The following is a 14935-nucleotide window of genomic DNA, read 5'->3' as shown; positions in this document are numbered from 1 at the left end:
CCCACGCCGCGGCGTAGCCGGCCCGCGGCGTGGGTGGGTGGGTGGGTGCGACGGGCGCGGCGGCGGCGGGGAGAATGGGCGGCATGCAGCCACACCCGAACGTGCGGGCCGTGCAGGAGGCCCTCGACGCCGCGGGCGCGCGGGACGGCTCCGGCCGGCCCAGCGAGGTCCGCCTGCTGCCCGAGGCGGTGCACACCGCCGCGGCGGCCGCCGACGCGCTCGGCGTCGCCGTCGGCGCCATCGCGAACTCGCTCGTCTTCGACGCCGACGACGCGCCGCTGCTGGTGCTCACCTCCGGCGCGCACCGGGTGGACGTCGCCGGCCTGGCCGCGCACCTCGGGTTCACCCACCTGCGCCGGGCCACCCCCGAGTTCGTCCGCAGGCACACCGGCCAGCCGATCGGCGGGGTCGCCCCGCTCGGCCACCCCGAGCCGCTGCGCACCCTCGTCGACGTGGCCCTGGCCGGCTACGACGAGGTCTGGGCGGCCGGCGGGGTGCCCCAGGCGGTCTTCCCCACGACGTACGCGGAGCTGCTGCGGATCACCGTCGGCACCGCGACCGAGGTGGCGTGAGCGGCGTCCCCGAGCTGGTCACCCTGCACGTCTGGCGGATCGGCCGGGCCGCCCTGCCCGGCGCGCTGGCCCGGATGGCGACGCACCCGGCGCGGTTGCGCCGCACCACCGGGGTCCGGTTCGGCAAGCTGCTCGGCACCGGGACGGGCACCGGCTTCGGCCCCGGCGACGCCGACCTGACCCGCTGGGCGGCCCTCGCCGTCTGGGACCGCGCGGCCGACGCCGCCGGCTTCGACGCCTCGCCCGTGGGCCGTTCCTGGGCCCGCGTCGCCCGCTCGTCGGTGCGGGTCGACCTGCGCCCGTTGACCAGCCGGGGCGAGTGGTCCGGGCGGCGGCCGTTCGGCGAGCCGTCCGGCGGTCGGGTCGCCGGCCCGGTGCTGGCGCTGACCCGGGCCCGGCTGCGGGCCCGCCGGGCGGCCACCTTCTGGCGGGCCGTCCCGCCGGTGGCCGCCGCCCTGCACGCCGCGCCCGGCCTGCTGGCCCGGTTCGGCGTCGGCGAGGCCCCGCTGGGCTGGCAGGGCACGGTCAGCGTGTGGCGCGATCCGGCGGACCTCGTCGCGTTCGCGTACCGTCACCCCGAGCACCGCGCCGCGATCGCGCGCACCCCCACCGAGGGGTGGTACGCGGAGGAGCTCTTCGCGCGGTTCGAGGTGCGCGACGTGGTCGGCGACCGGGCGGTGCTGGGGTGGGTCGCCGACGGCGACGCGGCAACGGCGAAGGATGGGCGGGCATGAGGCTGGTGCGCTGGACGCCGGACGACCTGGTCCGACGGCTGGACGACGTGGTGGCCGTCTACGGCGAGGCGATGAACTACCGGGCCGACCTGCTGGAGGCGCGGCGCGGCTACATCGCCACCCACGTGCGCCGTCCCGGCTTCCGCGCCGTGGCGAGCCTCACCTCCGAGGGGCACCTGGCCGGCTTCGGGTACGGCTACCTCGGCACGCCCGGTCAGTGGTGGCACGACCAGGTGCACCGGGCGCTGACCGCCGGTGCCCGGCAGCGCTGGCTCGCCGACTGCTTCGAGGTGGTCGAGTTGCACGTCCGGCCGCCCGCCCAGGGGCACCGCCTGGGCACCCGGCAGCTCACCGCGCTGCTGCGCATGGCACCGGGCAGCACCACCCTGCTCTCCACGCCCGAGGCCGACGAGCAGCGCTCCCGGGCCTGGCGGCTGTACCGCCGGTTCGGCTTCGTCGACGTGCTGCGCCACTTCCACTTCCCCGGCGACGAACGCCCGTTCGGCATCCTCGGCCGGGACCTCCCGCTCACCCCGCCGGCCCCGTCCGCCGACAGCCCCGCCGGCCGGGCCGGTCCCGCCGCCCCCGCGCCGGCCGGCCCGTCCGCCCCGGCACCGGGATCGGCCGCGCCGTGACCCGGCCCGGGCTCCGGCCGCTGCTGCCCTGGGTGGGGCTGGGGGTGCTGGTCCTGGCCCAGATCTGCTACCCGCTCACCGTCGGCGCCACCCGGGCCGGGCTGACCGTGGCCACCGTAGTCCTCGGCTATCTCCTCTCGGTCGGCCACGCGCTGCTGACCCGGGGTCCCCGCGCGGCGGCGGCGCTGGTCGCGGTGGCCACCGGGGGCGGCTTCGCCATCGAGGCGCTCGGGGTGGCCACCGGCTTCCCGTTCGGCAGCTACGACTACTCCGGGGAGCTGGGCCCGAAGCTGGCCGGGGTGCCGCTGGTCATCCCCCTGGCCTGGACCTGGATGGCCTGGCCCGCCTGGCTCACGGCGGCCCGGCTCGTCTCCCCCGGCGTCGCCCGGGTGGCCCTCGCCGCCGTCGGGCTCGCCGCGTGGGACCTGTTCCTCGACCCGCAGATGGTCGCCGAGGGCTACTGGGTGTGGCGGGACGCCACGCCCGCGCTGCCCGGCCTGCCCGGTGTGCCCGTCAGCAACTACCTCGGCTGGCTGCTGTTCGCGGTGCTGCTGATGGCGGCGCTGCGCCCGCTGGCCGGGGCGGTCGTCGACCGGGCCGGCCCCGGCGACGCCCCGATGTTCGCGCTCTACCTGTGGACGTACGCCTCCAGCATCCTGGCGCACGCGGTCTTCCTCGGCCTGCCCGCGTCGGCGGTGTGGGGCGCGGCCGGCATGGCGGTCGCCGCCGTCCCGCTGGCCCTGGCGCTGGGCCGCGACCGCCGGCCGGACCGGCAGGGTCGGCAGCCCCGGCAGGACCGGCAGCCCCAGCAGGGTCCGCCCGCCGACGCGACCGCATGACCGGCGTCCTGCTGCTGCTCGCCGCCGTCGCCGCGCTCACCGCGCACACCTGGGTCAACGCCACCCGGTGGCTGCGCCGCCCGGCCGGCGGGCCCGTCGAGGTCGCCGAGGCCGTCGCGGTGCTGCTGCCACTACGCGACGAGGCCGACCGGGTCACCCCGTGCCTGGAGTCGCTGCTCGCCCAGCGCGGCGTGCCCGGCCTGCGCATCGTGGTGCTCGACGACGGCTCCACCGACGGCACCGCCGACGTGGTCCGCGCGGTCGCCGGCGACGACGACCGGGTCACCCTGCTCACCGGCGTCGCCCCGCCGCCGGGCTGGCTGGGCAAGCCGCACGCCTGCCACCAGCTCGCCACCCGCGCCGACCCGGCCGCCACCGCGCTGGCCTTCGTCGACGCCGACGTCGTCCTCGCCCCGTACGCGGTGGCGGCGGCCGTCGCCGAGCTGCGCGCCGCGCGGGTGACGCTGCTGTCGCCGTACCCGAGGATCGTGACCCGGACCCCGACGGACCGGCTGGTGCAGCCGCTGCTGCAGTGGCTGTGGCTGACCTTCCTGCCGCTGCGGGCGATGGAGCGCTCGCCGCGGCCGTCGCTCGCGGCGGCCGGCGGGCAGTTCCTCGTGGTCGACCGGGCCGGCTACGCGGCGGCCGGCGGGCACGCCGCCGTGGCCGACCGGGTGCTGGAGGACATCGAGCTGGCCCGCGCGGTCAAGCGCTCCGGCGGCCGGATCGCCCTCGCCGACGGCTCCCGGCTGGCCACCTGCCGGATGTACGACGACTGGCCGCAGCTGCGCGACGGCTACACCAAGTCGCTGTGGGCCTCGTTCGGTCATGTCGGCGCGGCGGCGGCCGTGGTGGCGGCGCTGCTGCTGCTCTACACGGCTCCCCCGCTGGTCGCGCTGGCCGCCCTGGTCGCGGGCGCCCCGGCGGTCGCGGCGGTGGCGGCGCTGGCCTGGCTGCTCGGGGTGGCCGGGCGGGCGGTCAGCGCCCGCGCCACCGGCGGCCGGTGGTGGCCCGACGCGCTCGGCCACCCCGTGTCGGTCGTGGTCCTCGGCTGGCTGACCGCGCGGTCGTACCATCTGCGGAAGCGGCGTCGTCTGTCCTGGCGGGGTCGCCCGGTCAGCTAGGAGGGCACGTCATGGCGCGGATCGTGGTCGTCGGTGCCGGGGTGGGTGGGCTGGCCACCGCCGCCCGGCTGGCCGCCACCGGGCACGAGGTGACCGTCTTCGAGCAGGCCGGCACGGTCGGCGGCAAGCTCGGCCGGTACGTCCACGACACCCCGGCCGGCGCGTTCCACTTCGACACCGGGCCCAGCCTGCTCACCCTCCCGGAGGTCTTCCACGACCTGTTCGAGGCGACCGGCGCGAAGCTCGACGAATACCTCGACCTGACCCCGCTGGACCCGATCGTCCGGCACGTCTTCCCCGGCGGCGGGCCCACCCTCGACTCCTGCGCCGACCCGGCCGAGTTCGCGGGCCGCGTCGGCGCGGCGTTCGGCGACCGGGCCGCCGCCGACTGGCAGCGGCTGTGGCGGCGCGCCGCCCGGGTGTGGGACGCCTCGCACCGCGACATCCTGCGCCGGCCCGTCGACTCGCCGCTGGACCTCGCCGCGCTGGCCTGGCGGCTGGGCGACCTCGCCGCCATCGCCCCCGGGCGCACCCTGCGCGGGCTGGGCCGCCGGCACCTGGCCGACCCCCGGCTGCGGATGCTGCTGGACCGGTACGCCACCTACACCGGGGCCGACCCGCGCCGGGCCCCGGCGGCGCTGGTCGCCGTCCCGTACGCGGAGCTGGCGTTCGGCGGCTGGTATCTGCGCGGCGGCCTGGGCACTCTCGCCGACGCGCTGCTGACCCGCTGCCTGGACCTGGGCGTGGTCGTGCAGACCGGCACCACGGTCACCCGGATCGACGCGGCGGGCGGCCGGGTCCACGGGGTACGCCTCGCCGGCGTCGCCGCGCCCGTGCCCGCCGACGTGGTGGTCGCCAACGTCGACGCGCTGACCCTCTACCGGGACCTGCTGCCCAGCCCGCGCCGGCTGGCCCGGCTGACCGACCGCAGCCTCGCCGGCTTCGTGCTGCTGCTCGGGGTGGCCGGCGAGACCGGCCTGGCCCACCACAACGTGTTCTTCCCGCGCGACTACGACGCCGAGTTCGACGCGGTCTTCGGTCACCCCGGGCGGGGCGTGCGGGCCCGGCCGGCGTCCGATCCGACCGTCTTCGTCACCGTCGCCGACGATCCGGCGGTGCGCCCCGCCGGGCACGAGGCGTGGTTCGTGCTGGTCAACGCGCCCCGCCACGGCACCGCCACGGGCGCGGTGGACTGGCGGCGGCCGGGCCTGGCCGACGCGTACGCCGACCGGGTCCTCGACGTGCTCGCCGAACGCGGCGTGGACGTGCGCGACCGGCTGGTGTTCCGGGAGGTCCGCACCCCGGCCGACCTGGACGCCGCGACCGGCGCGCCCGGCGGTGCGATCTACGGCACGGCGGGCGGCCTGCTGCGGCCGGCTAACCGGGGGCCGGCGGCCGGGTTGTGGCTGGTCGGCGGCTCCGGGCACCCGGGGGGCGGCCTGCCGATGGTCACCCTCTCCGCGCAGATCGTCGCCGACGCCATCGGCCCGGATTGGGGGTAAGGAGGGGCACCTTGTTAACGCATTCTGTCGAGCAGGGGCCCCTTCTTAACACCCCGCTGCGGCGGGTCAGCCGGCCTCGATGAGGGCGCGGCGGACGGCGGCGAACAGCTGGCCCAGCCCGAAGCCGGCCAGCAGCACCCAGACGGCCGTGGCCATCGTGATCGTGCCGGCGGTCAGGTCCGGGTCGATCAGCCCGGCGAGGCCGGACAGCAGCAGCCCGACCAGGGCCACGCAGACCCGGGTGGGCCGCTCCCCCACGGTGACCGCGCCGATCTCCCGCATCCCGGCCGACACCGACCGGGCCCGGACGTACTCGTGCAGCCAGGACAGCCCGCCGGCGGCGGCGACCAGCGCGCCCGGCGCGCCCACCAGCCAGAACGCGGTCAGCCAGGCGGCCTCGCCGAGCCGGTCGGCGACGGAGTCGTAGACGTAGCCGAGCCGGGTGGTGCGGTTGGTGGCCACCGCCACCGCCCCGTCGACGCTGTCGGCCACCGACGCGGCCAGCACGAACAGCGCCGCGAGCACCGGCCCGCTCACCGGCCGGACGGCGAACAGCGGCACGCAGAGGCAGAGCAGCACCCCCGCCACGGTGACGGCGGTCGGGGTGACCCGGAGGCGGCCCAGCACGTACCCGACGTGGTAGGCGAACCGCAGCCAGGCGCGGACCACCGGGGCCGCCGCCCGGGGGTCGAAGCCCCCGTGCAGCCGCGCCCACGCCGTCGCGTACTCGTCCCAGTTCAGCGAAGTGCCCACCACGGAACAACCGTCGCACCGGCGCTGTGGTGTCGCGCCACTGGGGTCACACCCGCGCGCCGACCTGCAACTGCTGCCAGACCTCGCGGGTCGCGGTGGACCGGTTGAGGGTGATGAAGTGGATGCCGGGCACGCCCTCGTCGAGCAGCCGCCGGCACATCTCGGCCGCCTGCTCGATGCCGAGCCGGCGGACCGCCTCCGGGTCGTCGGCCACCTCGGCGAAGCGCGCGGCCAGGGCCGGCGGGAAGGGTGCCCCGGACAGCTGCACGGACCGCTCGATCGTGCTGAGCTGGGTGACCGGCATCACCCCGGCCAGGATCGGGGTGGCGCAGCCCGCCGCCGCCACCCGGTCCCGCAGCCGCAGGTAGTCGTCGGCGTCGAAGAACATCTGGGTGATCGCAAACTCCGCCCCGGCCCGGCACTTGCGCACGAAGTGCGCGGTGTCGCTGGCCACGTCGGGCGAGCGGGGGTGCTTGTAGGGGAACGCGGCCACTCCGACGCTGAAGTCACCGGAGTCGCGCACCAGCCGCACCAGGTCCTCGGCGTAGAGCACCCCCTCGGGGTGGCGGACCCACTCGCCGCCCGGGTCGCCGGGCGGGTCGCCCCGCACGGCGAGCACGTTGCGCACCCCGACGCCGGCCAGCCGGCCGATGACGTTGCGCAGCTCGGCGACGGAGTGGTTGACGGCGGTGAGGTGCGCCATCGGCAGCAGGGTGGTCTCGGTGGCGATCCGCTCGGTCACCGCGACCGTGGTGTCCCGGGTCGACCCGCCGGCCCCGTAGGTGATCGAGACGAACGAGGGGCGCAGCGGCTCCAGCTCGCGGATCGCCTGCCACAGCAGCCGCTCGCCCTGGGCTGTCTTGGGCGGGAAGAACTCGAACGAGAAGGTGGGCTGACGGTCACGAATCAGCTCCCCGATCGCCGGCTGCGGGTTGGGGAGGACCGAAGGTAGACCGAGAGCCATGGACCGACTCTAGCTGTCGGGACGCACCGCACCCAGGACCTTCCCACCTGACGCGACCGCCACGCGAGCCCCCGCGCGGGCCCTCCCGCAGCGGCGGGTCGGGCGGAGCGTCGTACCCCCGGGGTAGGAAGGCGGTAGCGCGGACGGGGCCCGCGCGGGGGTCAGCACCGACCGGCGGCGCGCCGGTCCCGCCTGGTGCGCGGGTCGACGCCGCCCTCGCGCCGACCCTGCCGGAGGACCCATGACGCCGTCCACGCCGCCCGGCCCGGAGCCGCTCGGGCCGCTGCTCGCCCGGCTCCGGCGGGCCCGGGGCCGCAGCCAGCAGGCCCTCGCCGCCGAGCTGTGCGCCGCCTCGGGCGTGCCCACGCTGAGCCGGCACGAGGTGTCCCGCTGGGAGCGGCAGCTCCGGGTGCCGGGAGGCTTCTGGCTGGGCTGGCTGGCCGTGGTCCTGGCCACGCCGGTGGAGCTGCTGGCCGAGGCCGCCGGGCGGGCCCGCCGCGCGCGCCGCCGGGCGCAGCCGGCCGGCCCGGCCCGCCCACGAGCCGGCGGTACGCCGACACTCCGCCCACGCCGGCACGCCACCCACGCCCCCCGCTCCTCTCCACGGCGCGGCCAGCAGCCCAGCCGGCCCTGTCGGCCCACCTGACGCACCCGGTCAGGGAGCCGCCGCCCGGAAGGAAATCCGTCAACACGGAAAGGGGAGCCTTATGCCCACTTTGCCGACATCAATATCGGCGGGAGCGAAAAGACATGGCGTACGTTTCCGGCGGCGCAGCTGCATCACATTTCGGGGCGGCGGCCCACGCGGCGATGTCGAGCAGAGGCTCGGGCCCAGTGACGTGCTCGGCCGCCCAACGAATGCGACGACAAACGTGGCCACACAAACGGCGCAACATTCCACAGCGGAAATTGAACACTCGATGAAGTTTCACCACTCAAGGGTTACCTTGTGCAATCGGCGCGACCTAGTCTCCGCCCCATGTCTGAGATCTCCCGCCGTAAGCTTCTCGGTGCCGTCGCTGGCGGCACCGCGATTTCTTTACTGCCCCCGTCAGTGCTGAGGGCGATGGCAGCGCCGCCGCCTCCCGGTGGCCTGAACGCGGTCGAACACGTCATCATCCTGATGCAGGAGAATCGCTCCTTCGACAACTACTACGGCGCCCTCAGGGGCGTGCGCGGCTTCGGCGACCGCACACCGCTGCGCCTGCCCACCGGAGCCAGCGTCTTCGAGCAGCCGCGGCCCGGCGGTGGCAAGGTTCTGCCGTTCTCGGCCCGGCAGGCGGCGGTCGACGCCGGTCGCCCCGAGAGCGACATCCAATATCTCGGCGCGCTCCCGCACGGCTTCTCCGACGCCAACCAGGCGCGGGCGAACGGCTGGTGGGACGACTGGGTCGCGGCCAAGGGCCAGAGCACCATGGCCTTCTACGACCGGCGTGACATTCCCCTCCAGTACGAACTGGCCGACCGTTTCACCATCTGCGACGCCTACTTCTGCTCGGTCTACGGCTCGACCAACCCCAACCGCAACTACCTGTGGACCGGCACGACCGGCTACGAGCCGGACGGCGTCAACCGGGCTGTCACCAACGCCGCCTACTCCTACGCCCACGCGGGCTACCAGTGGACGACGTACCCCGAGCGGCTGGAGGCCGCCGGCGTCTCCTGGCAGATCTACCAGGAGTGGGACAACTTCACCGATAACGCGGTCGAGTACTTCCGGCCCTGGAAGGAGATCGGCCGGAAGATCCTTTCCAAGGTCAGCGGCCAGTACTCCACCACGGAGCAGTTCTACGACAGCCTGTTCGGCAAGACCGCAGACCAGCGCAAGGCCGCACTGGCCCAGTTCCAGCAGGGCGTCGACTCGCTGACCGAGGCGGAGCGCCGGTTGTTCATGCGAGGGGCGTACCGCTCCGAGCCGGACACCCTCGTCCAGCGGCTCAGGTCCGACATCAACAACGGCACGCTGCCGAAGGTGAGCTGGCTGGTTCCGACGGCGGCGCTCTCCGAGCACCCCAGCACCTCCACCCCGGTCGGCAGCGCCAACCTCATCTACGACATCCTCGACGCCATCGCGAGCGACCCGAAGACCTGGTCGAAGACGGCTCTGTTCATCAACTTCGACGAGAACGACGGCTACTTCGACCACGTACCCGCCCCGGTCGCGCCCCGGCCGGACTCCGGCAACAGCGACGACTGGTTCAACGGTCTTCCGGTCGGCCCCGGCCCCCGGGTGCCGATGACGGTCGTCTCACCGTGGACGGTGGGCGGCTTCGTCTGCTCGGAGGCCTTCGACCACACCTCGGTCATCCGGTTCCTGGAGAAGTGGACCGGCGTCCAGGAGCCCAACATCAGCGCCTGGCGCCGCAGCGTCTTCGGCGACCTGACCTCCGCCTTCGACTTCAAGCGCAGGCACCCGCAGCCCGAGGTGGAGCAGCCCGGCCCGGTGCCACCGGCGGTCGGCCGCTGGAACCCCGCACCGCCGAAGAACCAGGCGCTTCCGGCGCAGGAGACCGGCACCCGCCGGACGCGGCCCTTGCCGTACCGCCTGTCCCTGCGGGCCGACGTCACCGGCACCGACGTCCGCCTGCGGCTCGGAAACGCGGGCACCACCGCCGCGACGTTCACCGCCTATCCCGCTGACGGCACCGCCCCACAGCCGTGGACCGTCCCTGCGCGCGGGACCGCCGACAACACGATCGGGTACGGTGCCGACGGCTACGACCTGCAGGTCACCGCCCCCGGCTGGTCCGTCTGGAAGCTGCGCGGCACCGGTGTGGGCGCCGAGGCGTACCTCATCGAGCAGGCCGTCCCCGGCCAGGTGAAGGTGAAGTGCGCGAACCCCTCCACCACCACCCGCAGGCTCCTCGTCGGCGAGTCGGTCTACCCGCGCGACGCCGGCCACCGTGGACGGCCACGTCACCCCCTCCAGGCCGTCACCCTCGCGCCCGGCCAGACCCGGACCGTACCCGTCCACCTTGCCGACCACGGCTGGTACGACGTCGTGGTCGTCGACCTGGGAGACCCGTCGTTCCTGCGCCGGATGACCGGCCGCCTGGCCGACTGCAGGCCCGGCGTCACCGACCCGGCGACCGGCACCGCCCCGGCGCTCGCCGCGACGATCACCCTGCCGGAGGCGCTGCCCGCCCTGGACACGCAGTTCGTGCAGAACAGCCCGACCGATGTCGTCGTCACCGTGCGGAACCAGGGCGGCACCAGGATCGACCGACTCTCGGTCGCCCTGCTCGCCCCCTCCGGCTGGACGGTCGAGCGGACCGCCACGGCACCGAAGGTGCTCGCCGCCGGGGGCTCGGCCGACGTGCGCTTCACCGTCACGCCGGCCCCGAACGCCACGGCAGGCCGCCTGGTGGTCGCCGCCCACGGCGACGGCGACGGCCTGCTCAGGCTCGCCGACACGGCTGTCGGCTTCCGGGTCGCCCCGGCGATGAGCGTCTCGCTGACCGGTCCCGCGAGCTCGCCCGGCACCGACGGCAGCGTGCTCTCGCCGGGCAGGCCGGTAACCGTCACCGCCACCGTCACCAACGCCGGCGGCGCCCCGCTCACCGGCCTGGCAGCCACGCTGGCCCTCCCGACGGGCTGGACCGCCGCCCCCAGGGGCGACGTGCCGACGGCCGTCGCGGCCCGCTCCTCCGCCCGCCTGGAGTGGGACGTCGTCGCGCCCGCCTCGGCGGCGCGTGCCTCCGGCAGCCTCAAGGCGACCGTCACGGCGGATCTGCGCGGCAGCGCCCAGCAGGTGACCGCGTCCCTGCCGGCCAAGACCGGGCCCGTCATGACCGGCTACCTGCTCGCGGAGGACTTCGAATCCGTCGCGCCGGCGCTCGCTGCGGCGGCCGACCTCAGCCGGCCCGGCCTGCTCGGCTGGACGCGGACCACCCCCGAGGGCTGGACGGTCACCAACGCGCCGGGAATGCCGCAGGGCACCCGGGAGCTACAGGGCTGGACCTTCCTGTCCAAGCAGTTCTGGTTCCCCGGCGGGCAGAACCGCCCCAACTTCAGCCGGTCCCTCGGCGTCGTCGCGGTCGCCGACCCCGACGACTGGGACGACACCGGCAGCCCGTCCGGCCAGGGCCAGTTCGACTCGACCCTGACCAGCCCGGCGGTGGCCATCCCGGCGGGCACCTCCACCCTCCACCTGGGCTTCGACTCCCACTACCGTCAGGAGAGCCCGCAGGAGGCCGAGGTCACCGTCCAGTTCGACACCGGCACCAAGGTCAAGGTGCTGCACTACAGCAGCGCGACCTCCGGGAACACCAACCAGGGCCAGGACCAGGAGAACCGGCTCGTCCAGCTCTCCTGTCCCGTCCCGGCTGGGGCCACCTCGGCAAAGGTCGACTTCCGGATCTTCAATGCCGGCAACAACTGGTACTGGGCGATCGACAACATCCGCCTGGGCACCAGCCCGATCGCCGACGCCTGACCGGCCAGCGGCCTGACCGTCCCGCGCGGGGACGCGTTGTCGTCCCCGCGCGGAGTTCCGCGGTGATGGTCGTCGGCAGCAGGGTGGTCCCGGTGGCGATCCGCTCGGTCCCCGCCGACCGTTGTCCCGGGTCGACCCGCCTCCTGCCGATCGGCGGGGGGCGGGATCCGGTCGTTGTTCGGTCGCTCCGGCACGAGGTGTCGAGCGACGCGCGGCGGGCCCGGCCTACGCCGGACCCGCCGCTCGGACTCACGCCGGCCGCTGACTCACGCCGTCAGCGTCGGCTCGCGCTCTCAGCGCTGCAGGGTCAGCAGACCCGGCCGGTACGGCAGGAGGCCGTAGTCACCGCCCGAGTTCGTGGCGCGGCCCTGGTACAGCAGCTGCAGGTTGCACGGGTCGATCGTGTTCGTCTGATCCGCGCTGGTGCGCAGCAGTTCGCCGTGGCTGATGTCGTTGGTCCAGGTGGCACCGCTGTTGGCCTTGCCCGCGAACGGGTTGTTGTAGGTCGTCGCGTTCGGCGTCCAGGTGCCGCTCAGGCTGGTCGCCGTGAACGAGCGGAAGTAGCGCTCCCAGGAGCTGGTCCTGGCCTCGATGATCATCAGGTACTGGTTGCGGCCCTGCACCTTGTAGACCTGCGGTGCCTCGAAGATGTTCTCCGAGGTGTCGCTCATGATGGTCGTGTAGCTGGAGCCGAAGCTGCCCGGGAAGTTCCCGATCGGCATGATCTGGCGGTAGATCTTGCCGTTGTCGCCGGCGAAGAACAGGTACATGTTCTGGTCGTCGCCGATGATCGTCTGGTCGATCACGCCGGTGCCGGAGTCGGTGATCGTCGCGGTCGACAGGGGCTGCGGGGCCGACCAGCCGTTGGCGTTGGCGGGGTTGGTCGACGTGCGGTACGAGAACGACGTCGGGCCCCACTGGTGGGCGAGGATCCAGATGTTCTTCGGCGCGAAGTAGAACAGCGACGGCGCTACGGTGCTCTGGCTCATGGTGTTCTGGGGGGCCGAGCCGAGCTGGTTGAGGTTGTCGACCAGGCCGAAGTTCATCGAACCCCAGCCGCCGGTGGCGCTGCTGCTGTGGGTGGTGGCGTACACCAACTGCTTGCCCTGGTAGGGGGCGATGGTGAAGTCCTTCAGTGACGCCCAGCCGGCCTTCGGCTGCGCCAGCGGGCCCGTCGACGACCACCGGTACGTCGACGGCAGGTCGCACGTGCCGCCCGGCGGGGGCGTCGTCGGCGGCGGGGTGGTGGGGTTGGTGCCGCCGTCGACGCGGACCAGCTGCCACTGCTGGTTGCTGCCGTTCCAGTCGTCGTACTGCACGACGTTGCCGCCGTCGGCGGTGGAGGCGCCCTGCACCTCGACCACCTTGTTGCTGTTCCGGTTGATCAGCCGGACGTAGCCGCTGTCGGAGTCGGCCAGCCGGAACTGCTGGTTGGTCCCGTTGCCGTCGGTCCACTGCACGATGCTGGCGCTGTTGGCGGTGGAGAAGTTGTAGACGTCCAGCACCTTGCCGGACAGCCGCGACTTCAGCCGGTAGTAGCCGCCGCCGGAGTCCACGAACTGCCACTGCTGCTGGTTGCCGTTGTTACGCGTCCACTGGGTGATCCGCGCCCCGTCGTTCGTGGCGAGGTTGTAGACGTCCAGGGCCTTGCCGCTGTTGCGGTTGACCAACACGTACCACGCGTTCGTGTCGACCGTCGCCGCGGCGGCGGGCGTCGACACCGTGGCCGCGGCGGCCACGCCGAGCACCACCGCCGACACGCCGGCGGCGACGACCCGAGACAGCCACCCGCGTCGCCGCTGCGGCGGCGGTGCGATCGATGGCGATCCACCAATGGCAGACATGATCCTCCTTCAATGACCAGAGATGGGCAGCGCGGGGACGGCCGCGCGCGTCGATGATGTGAGCGCTAACATCACGTACGCAGGCCTGGCGCACGCCAATCCAAGACCAACGAAGCGGGCTTGCCCGGCAGCCGTGGGCGTCGTCGTCCTTGACCATCGACTGTGAGCGATAACACGCCGTTCGTCAAGTCGTAATGTTCGATACCCGAGCGAACGTCACGCACCGTCGGCGACGCGCCCACCCGGCGGGATCGGCTCCGGGCCGCCGCCCCGGCGGTGTCCCGTCACCCGGACGTCCCCACCTCGCCGGCCCGAGCGGCCGGTGACACGCCATGCACCGCCGATGCGCAGCTCACCGGGCGACCCGCTAGCGTCGGGGCGTGACTCACGCAGCTCCCGTATCCCCCGTCGACCGCGCCGGCCTGCGTCAGCGGGTCGACAAGGCCCTCGCCGGGTTCCTGGCCGGCCAGCGCACCTGGCTGACGGCCGTCGACGAGGCCCTGGTGCCGGTGGCCGAGGCGATCGAGGCGTTCGTGCTGGGCGGCGGCAAGCGGCTGCGCCCCGCGTTCGCGTACTGGGGGTTCCGGGGGGCGGGCGGCGGCGACGCCGACCAGGTGGTGACCGCCCTGGCCGCGCTGGAGTTCGTGCAGGCCAGCGCGCTGATCCACGACGACCTGATGGACCGTTCGGACACCCGGCGCGGCGAGCCGGCGGTGCACCGGCGGTTCGCCGCCCGGCACCGGGGGGCCGGTTGGGGCGGCGACGCCGACGGCTTCGGCGACGCGGCGGCGATCCTGCTCGGCGACCTCTGCCTCGTCTGGTCCGACGAACTGCTGCACTCCGCCGGGCTGGACCCGCGGATCGTCGCCCGGGCCCGGCCCGTCTTCGACGAGATGCGCACCGAGGTCACCGTCGGGCAGTACCTCGACGTGCTGACGCAGGCCACCGGCGACACGTCGGTGGAGCGCGCGGGCAAGGTCGCCCGGTACAAGTCGGCCAAGTACACCGTCGAGCGTCCGCTGCTGCTGGGCGCGGCGCTCGCCGACGCGCCCGCCCACGTGCGGGCGGCCTACTCGGCGTACGGGCTGCCACTGGGCGAGGCGTTCCAGCTCCGCGACGACGTGCTCGGGGTGTTCGGCGACCCGGCGCAGACCGGCAAGCCGGCCGGCGACGACCTGCGCGAGGGCAAGCGGACGTACCTCGTGGCGGCGGCCGTGGCGGCGAGCGACGACGCGGGCCGCGCGCTGCTGCTCGGGCGGCTCGGCGATCCGGAGCTGGACGCCGACGGGGTGGCCCGGCTGCGCGAGCTGATCACCTCGACCGGCGCGCTGGCCCGCACCGAGGAGCGGATCGCGGCGCTGACCGAGACGGCGCTCGCCGCGCTGTCGGCCGTCGACCTGGAGACCGAGGCCCGGCAGGCGCTGGTGGACCTCGCCATCGCCGCCACCCGCCGCACCGACTGACCCGCCCGCCACCCCGGCCGGCGACCTCCGCCCCGCGGCCCGGCCCTGGCCCGGCCGGGTGCGGAGGTCG

At 74.5% G+C, this 14935-nt stretch carries 11 protein-coding genes and 1 pseudogene; 9 read left to right on the top strand and 3 right to left on the bottom strand.

What is annotated here, in order from left to right:
- Positions 1 to 83 precede the first annotated feature (83 nt).
- The 6 genes and pseudogenes from LPA42_RS31115 (at position 84) to LPA42_RS31090 (ending at position 5406) form a co-directional block, all read left to right on the top strand.
- Complete coding sequence (locus LPA42_RS31115; RefSeq protein WP_077939045.1) at positions 84 to 572, top strand: YbaK/EbsC family protein; 489 nt, start codon at positions 84 to 86, stop codon at positions 570 to 572.
- A complete protein-coding gene (locus LPA42_RS31110; RefSeq protein ID WP_077939034.1) occupies positions 569 to 1306 on the top strand; it encodes a monooxygenase in 738 nt (245 codons plus the stop codon). The genes LPA42_RS31115 and LPA42_RS31110 overlap by 4 nt, the downstream gene beginning before the upstream one ends.
- Positions 1303 to 1869 (top strand): annotated as a pseudogene (locus LPA42_RS31105) (GNAT family N-acetyltransferase); the annotation flags it as partial. The gene LPA42_RS31110 and the pseudogene LPA42_RS31105, both read left to right, overlap by 4 nt.
- 68 nt (positions 1870 to 1937) lie before the next feature.
- On the top strand, positions 1938 to 2780 hold the full coding sequence (locus LPA42_RS31100) for a carotenoid biosynthesis protein (protein WP_228987054.1): 843 nt from the start codon (positions 1938 to 1940) through the stop codon (positions 2778 to 2780).
- The gene (locus tag LPA42_RS31095; RefSeq protein ID WP_077939043.1) at positions 2777 to 3904 is read left to right on the top strand and encodes a glycosyltransferase family 2 protein; all 1128 of its coding nucleotides are present in this window, start codon (positions 2777 to 2779) and stop codon (positions 3902 to 3904) included. Before LPA42_RS31100 ends, LPA42_RS31095 begins: the two co-directional genes overlap by 4 nt.
- A gap of 11 nt (positions 3905 to 3915) precedes the next feature.
- The gene (locus tag LPA42_RS31090) at positions 3916 to 5406 is read left to right on the top strand and encodes an NAD(P)/FAD-dependent oxidoreductase (protein ID WP_077939033.1); all 1491 of its coding nucleotides are present in this window, start codon (positions 3916 to 3918) and stop codon (positions 5404 to 5406) included.
- 66 nt (positions 5407 to 5472) lie between these two features.
- Here the strand turns inward: LPA42_RS31090 and LPA42_RS31085 are convergent, their stop codons facing one another.
- A complete protein-coding gene (locus tag LPA42_RS31085) occupies positions 5473 to 6162 on the bottom strand; it encodes a CDP-alcohol phosphatidyltransferase family protein (RefSeq protein WP_077939032.1) in 690 nt (229 codons plus the stop codon).
- A 43-nt stretch (positions 6163 to 6205) separates the two neighbouring features.
- Positions 6206 to 7123, bottom strand: a complete 918-nt coding sequence (gene metF / locus LPA42_RS31080) for a methylenetetrahydrofolate reductase [NAD(P)H] (RefSeq protein WP_077939031.1) — start codon at positions 7121 to 7123, stop codon at positions 6206 to 6208.
- A 241-nt stretch (positions 7124 to 7364) separates the two neighbouring features.
- Between metF and LPA42_RS31075 the strand changes: the two genes are divergently transcribed.
- The gene (locus tag LPA42_RS31075) at positions 7365 to 7769 is read left to right on the top strand and encodes a helix-turn-helix domain-containing protein (protein ID WP_077939030.1); all 405 of its coding nucleotides are present in this window, start codon (positions 7365 to 7367) and stop codon (positions 7767 to 7769) included.
- Between the two features lie 333 nt (positions 7770 to 8102).
- Positions 8103 to 11558, top strand: a complete 3456-nt coding sequence (locus LPA42_RS31070; RefSeq protein ID WP_077939029.1) for a phosphocholine-specific phospholipase C — start codon at positions 8103 to 8105, stop codon at positions 11556 to 11558.
- 293 nt (positions 11559 to 11851) lie between these two features.
- Here the strand turns inward: LPA42_RS31070 and LPA42_RS31065 are convergent, their stop codons facing one another.
- A complete protein-coding gene (locus LPA42_RS31065) occupies positions 11852 to 13402 on the bottom strand; it encodes a non-reducing end alpha-L-arabinofuranosidase family hydrolase (protein ID WP_077939028.1) in 1551 nt (516 codons plus the stop codon).
- 380 nt (positions 13403 to 13782) lie between these two features.
- Here LPA42_RS31065 and LPA42_RS31060 point away from each other — a divergent pair, with 380 nt between their 5' ends.
- Positions 13783 to 14865: a polyprenyl synthetase family protein gene (locus LPA42_RS31060; RefSeq protein ID WP_077939027.1), complete on the top strand. Its 1083-nt coding sequence runs from the start codon at positions 13783 to 13785 to the stop codon at positions 14863 to 14865.
- Positions 14866 to 14935 lie beyond the last annotated feature (70 nt).

The sequence above is a fragment of the Micromonospora sp. DH13 genome (assembly GCF_020873825.1).
Classification (GTDB): domain Bacteria; phylum Actinomycetota; class Actinomycetes; order Mycobacteriales; family Micromonosporaceae; genus Micromonospora; species Micromonospora haikouensis.
This window is presented reverse-complemented; position numbering and strand designations above follow the sequence as displayed.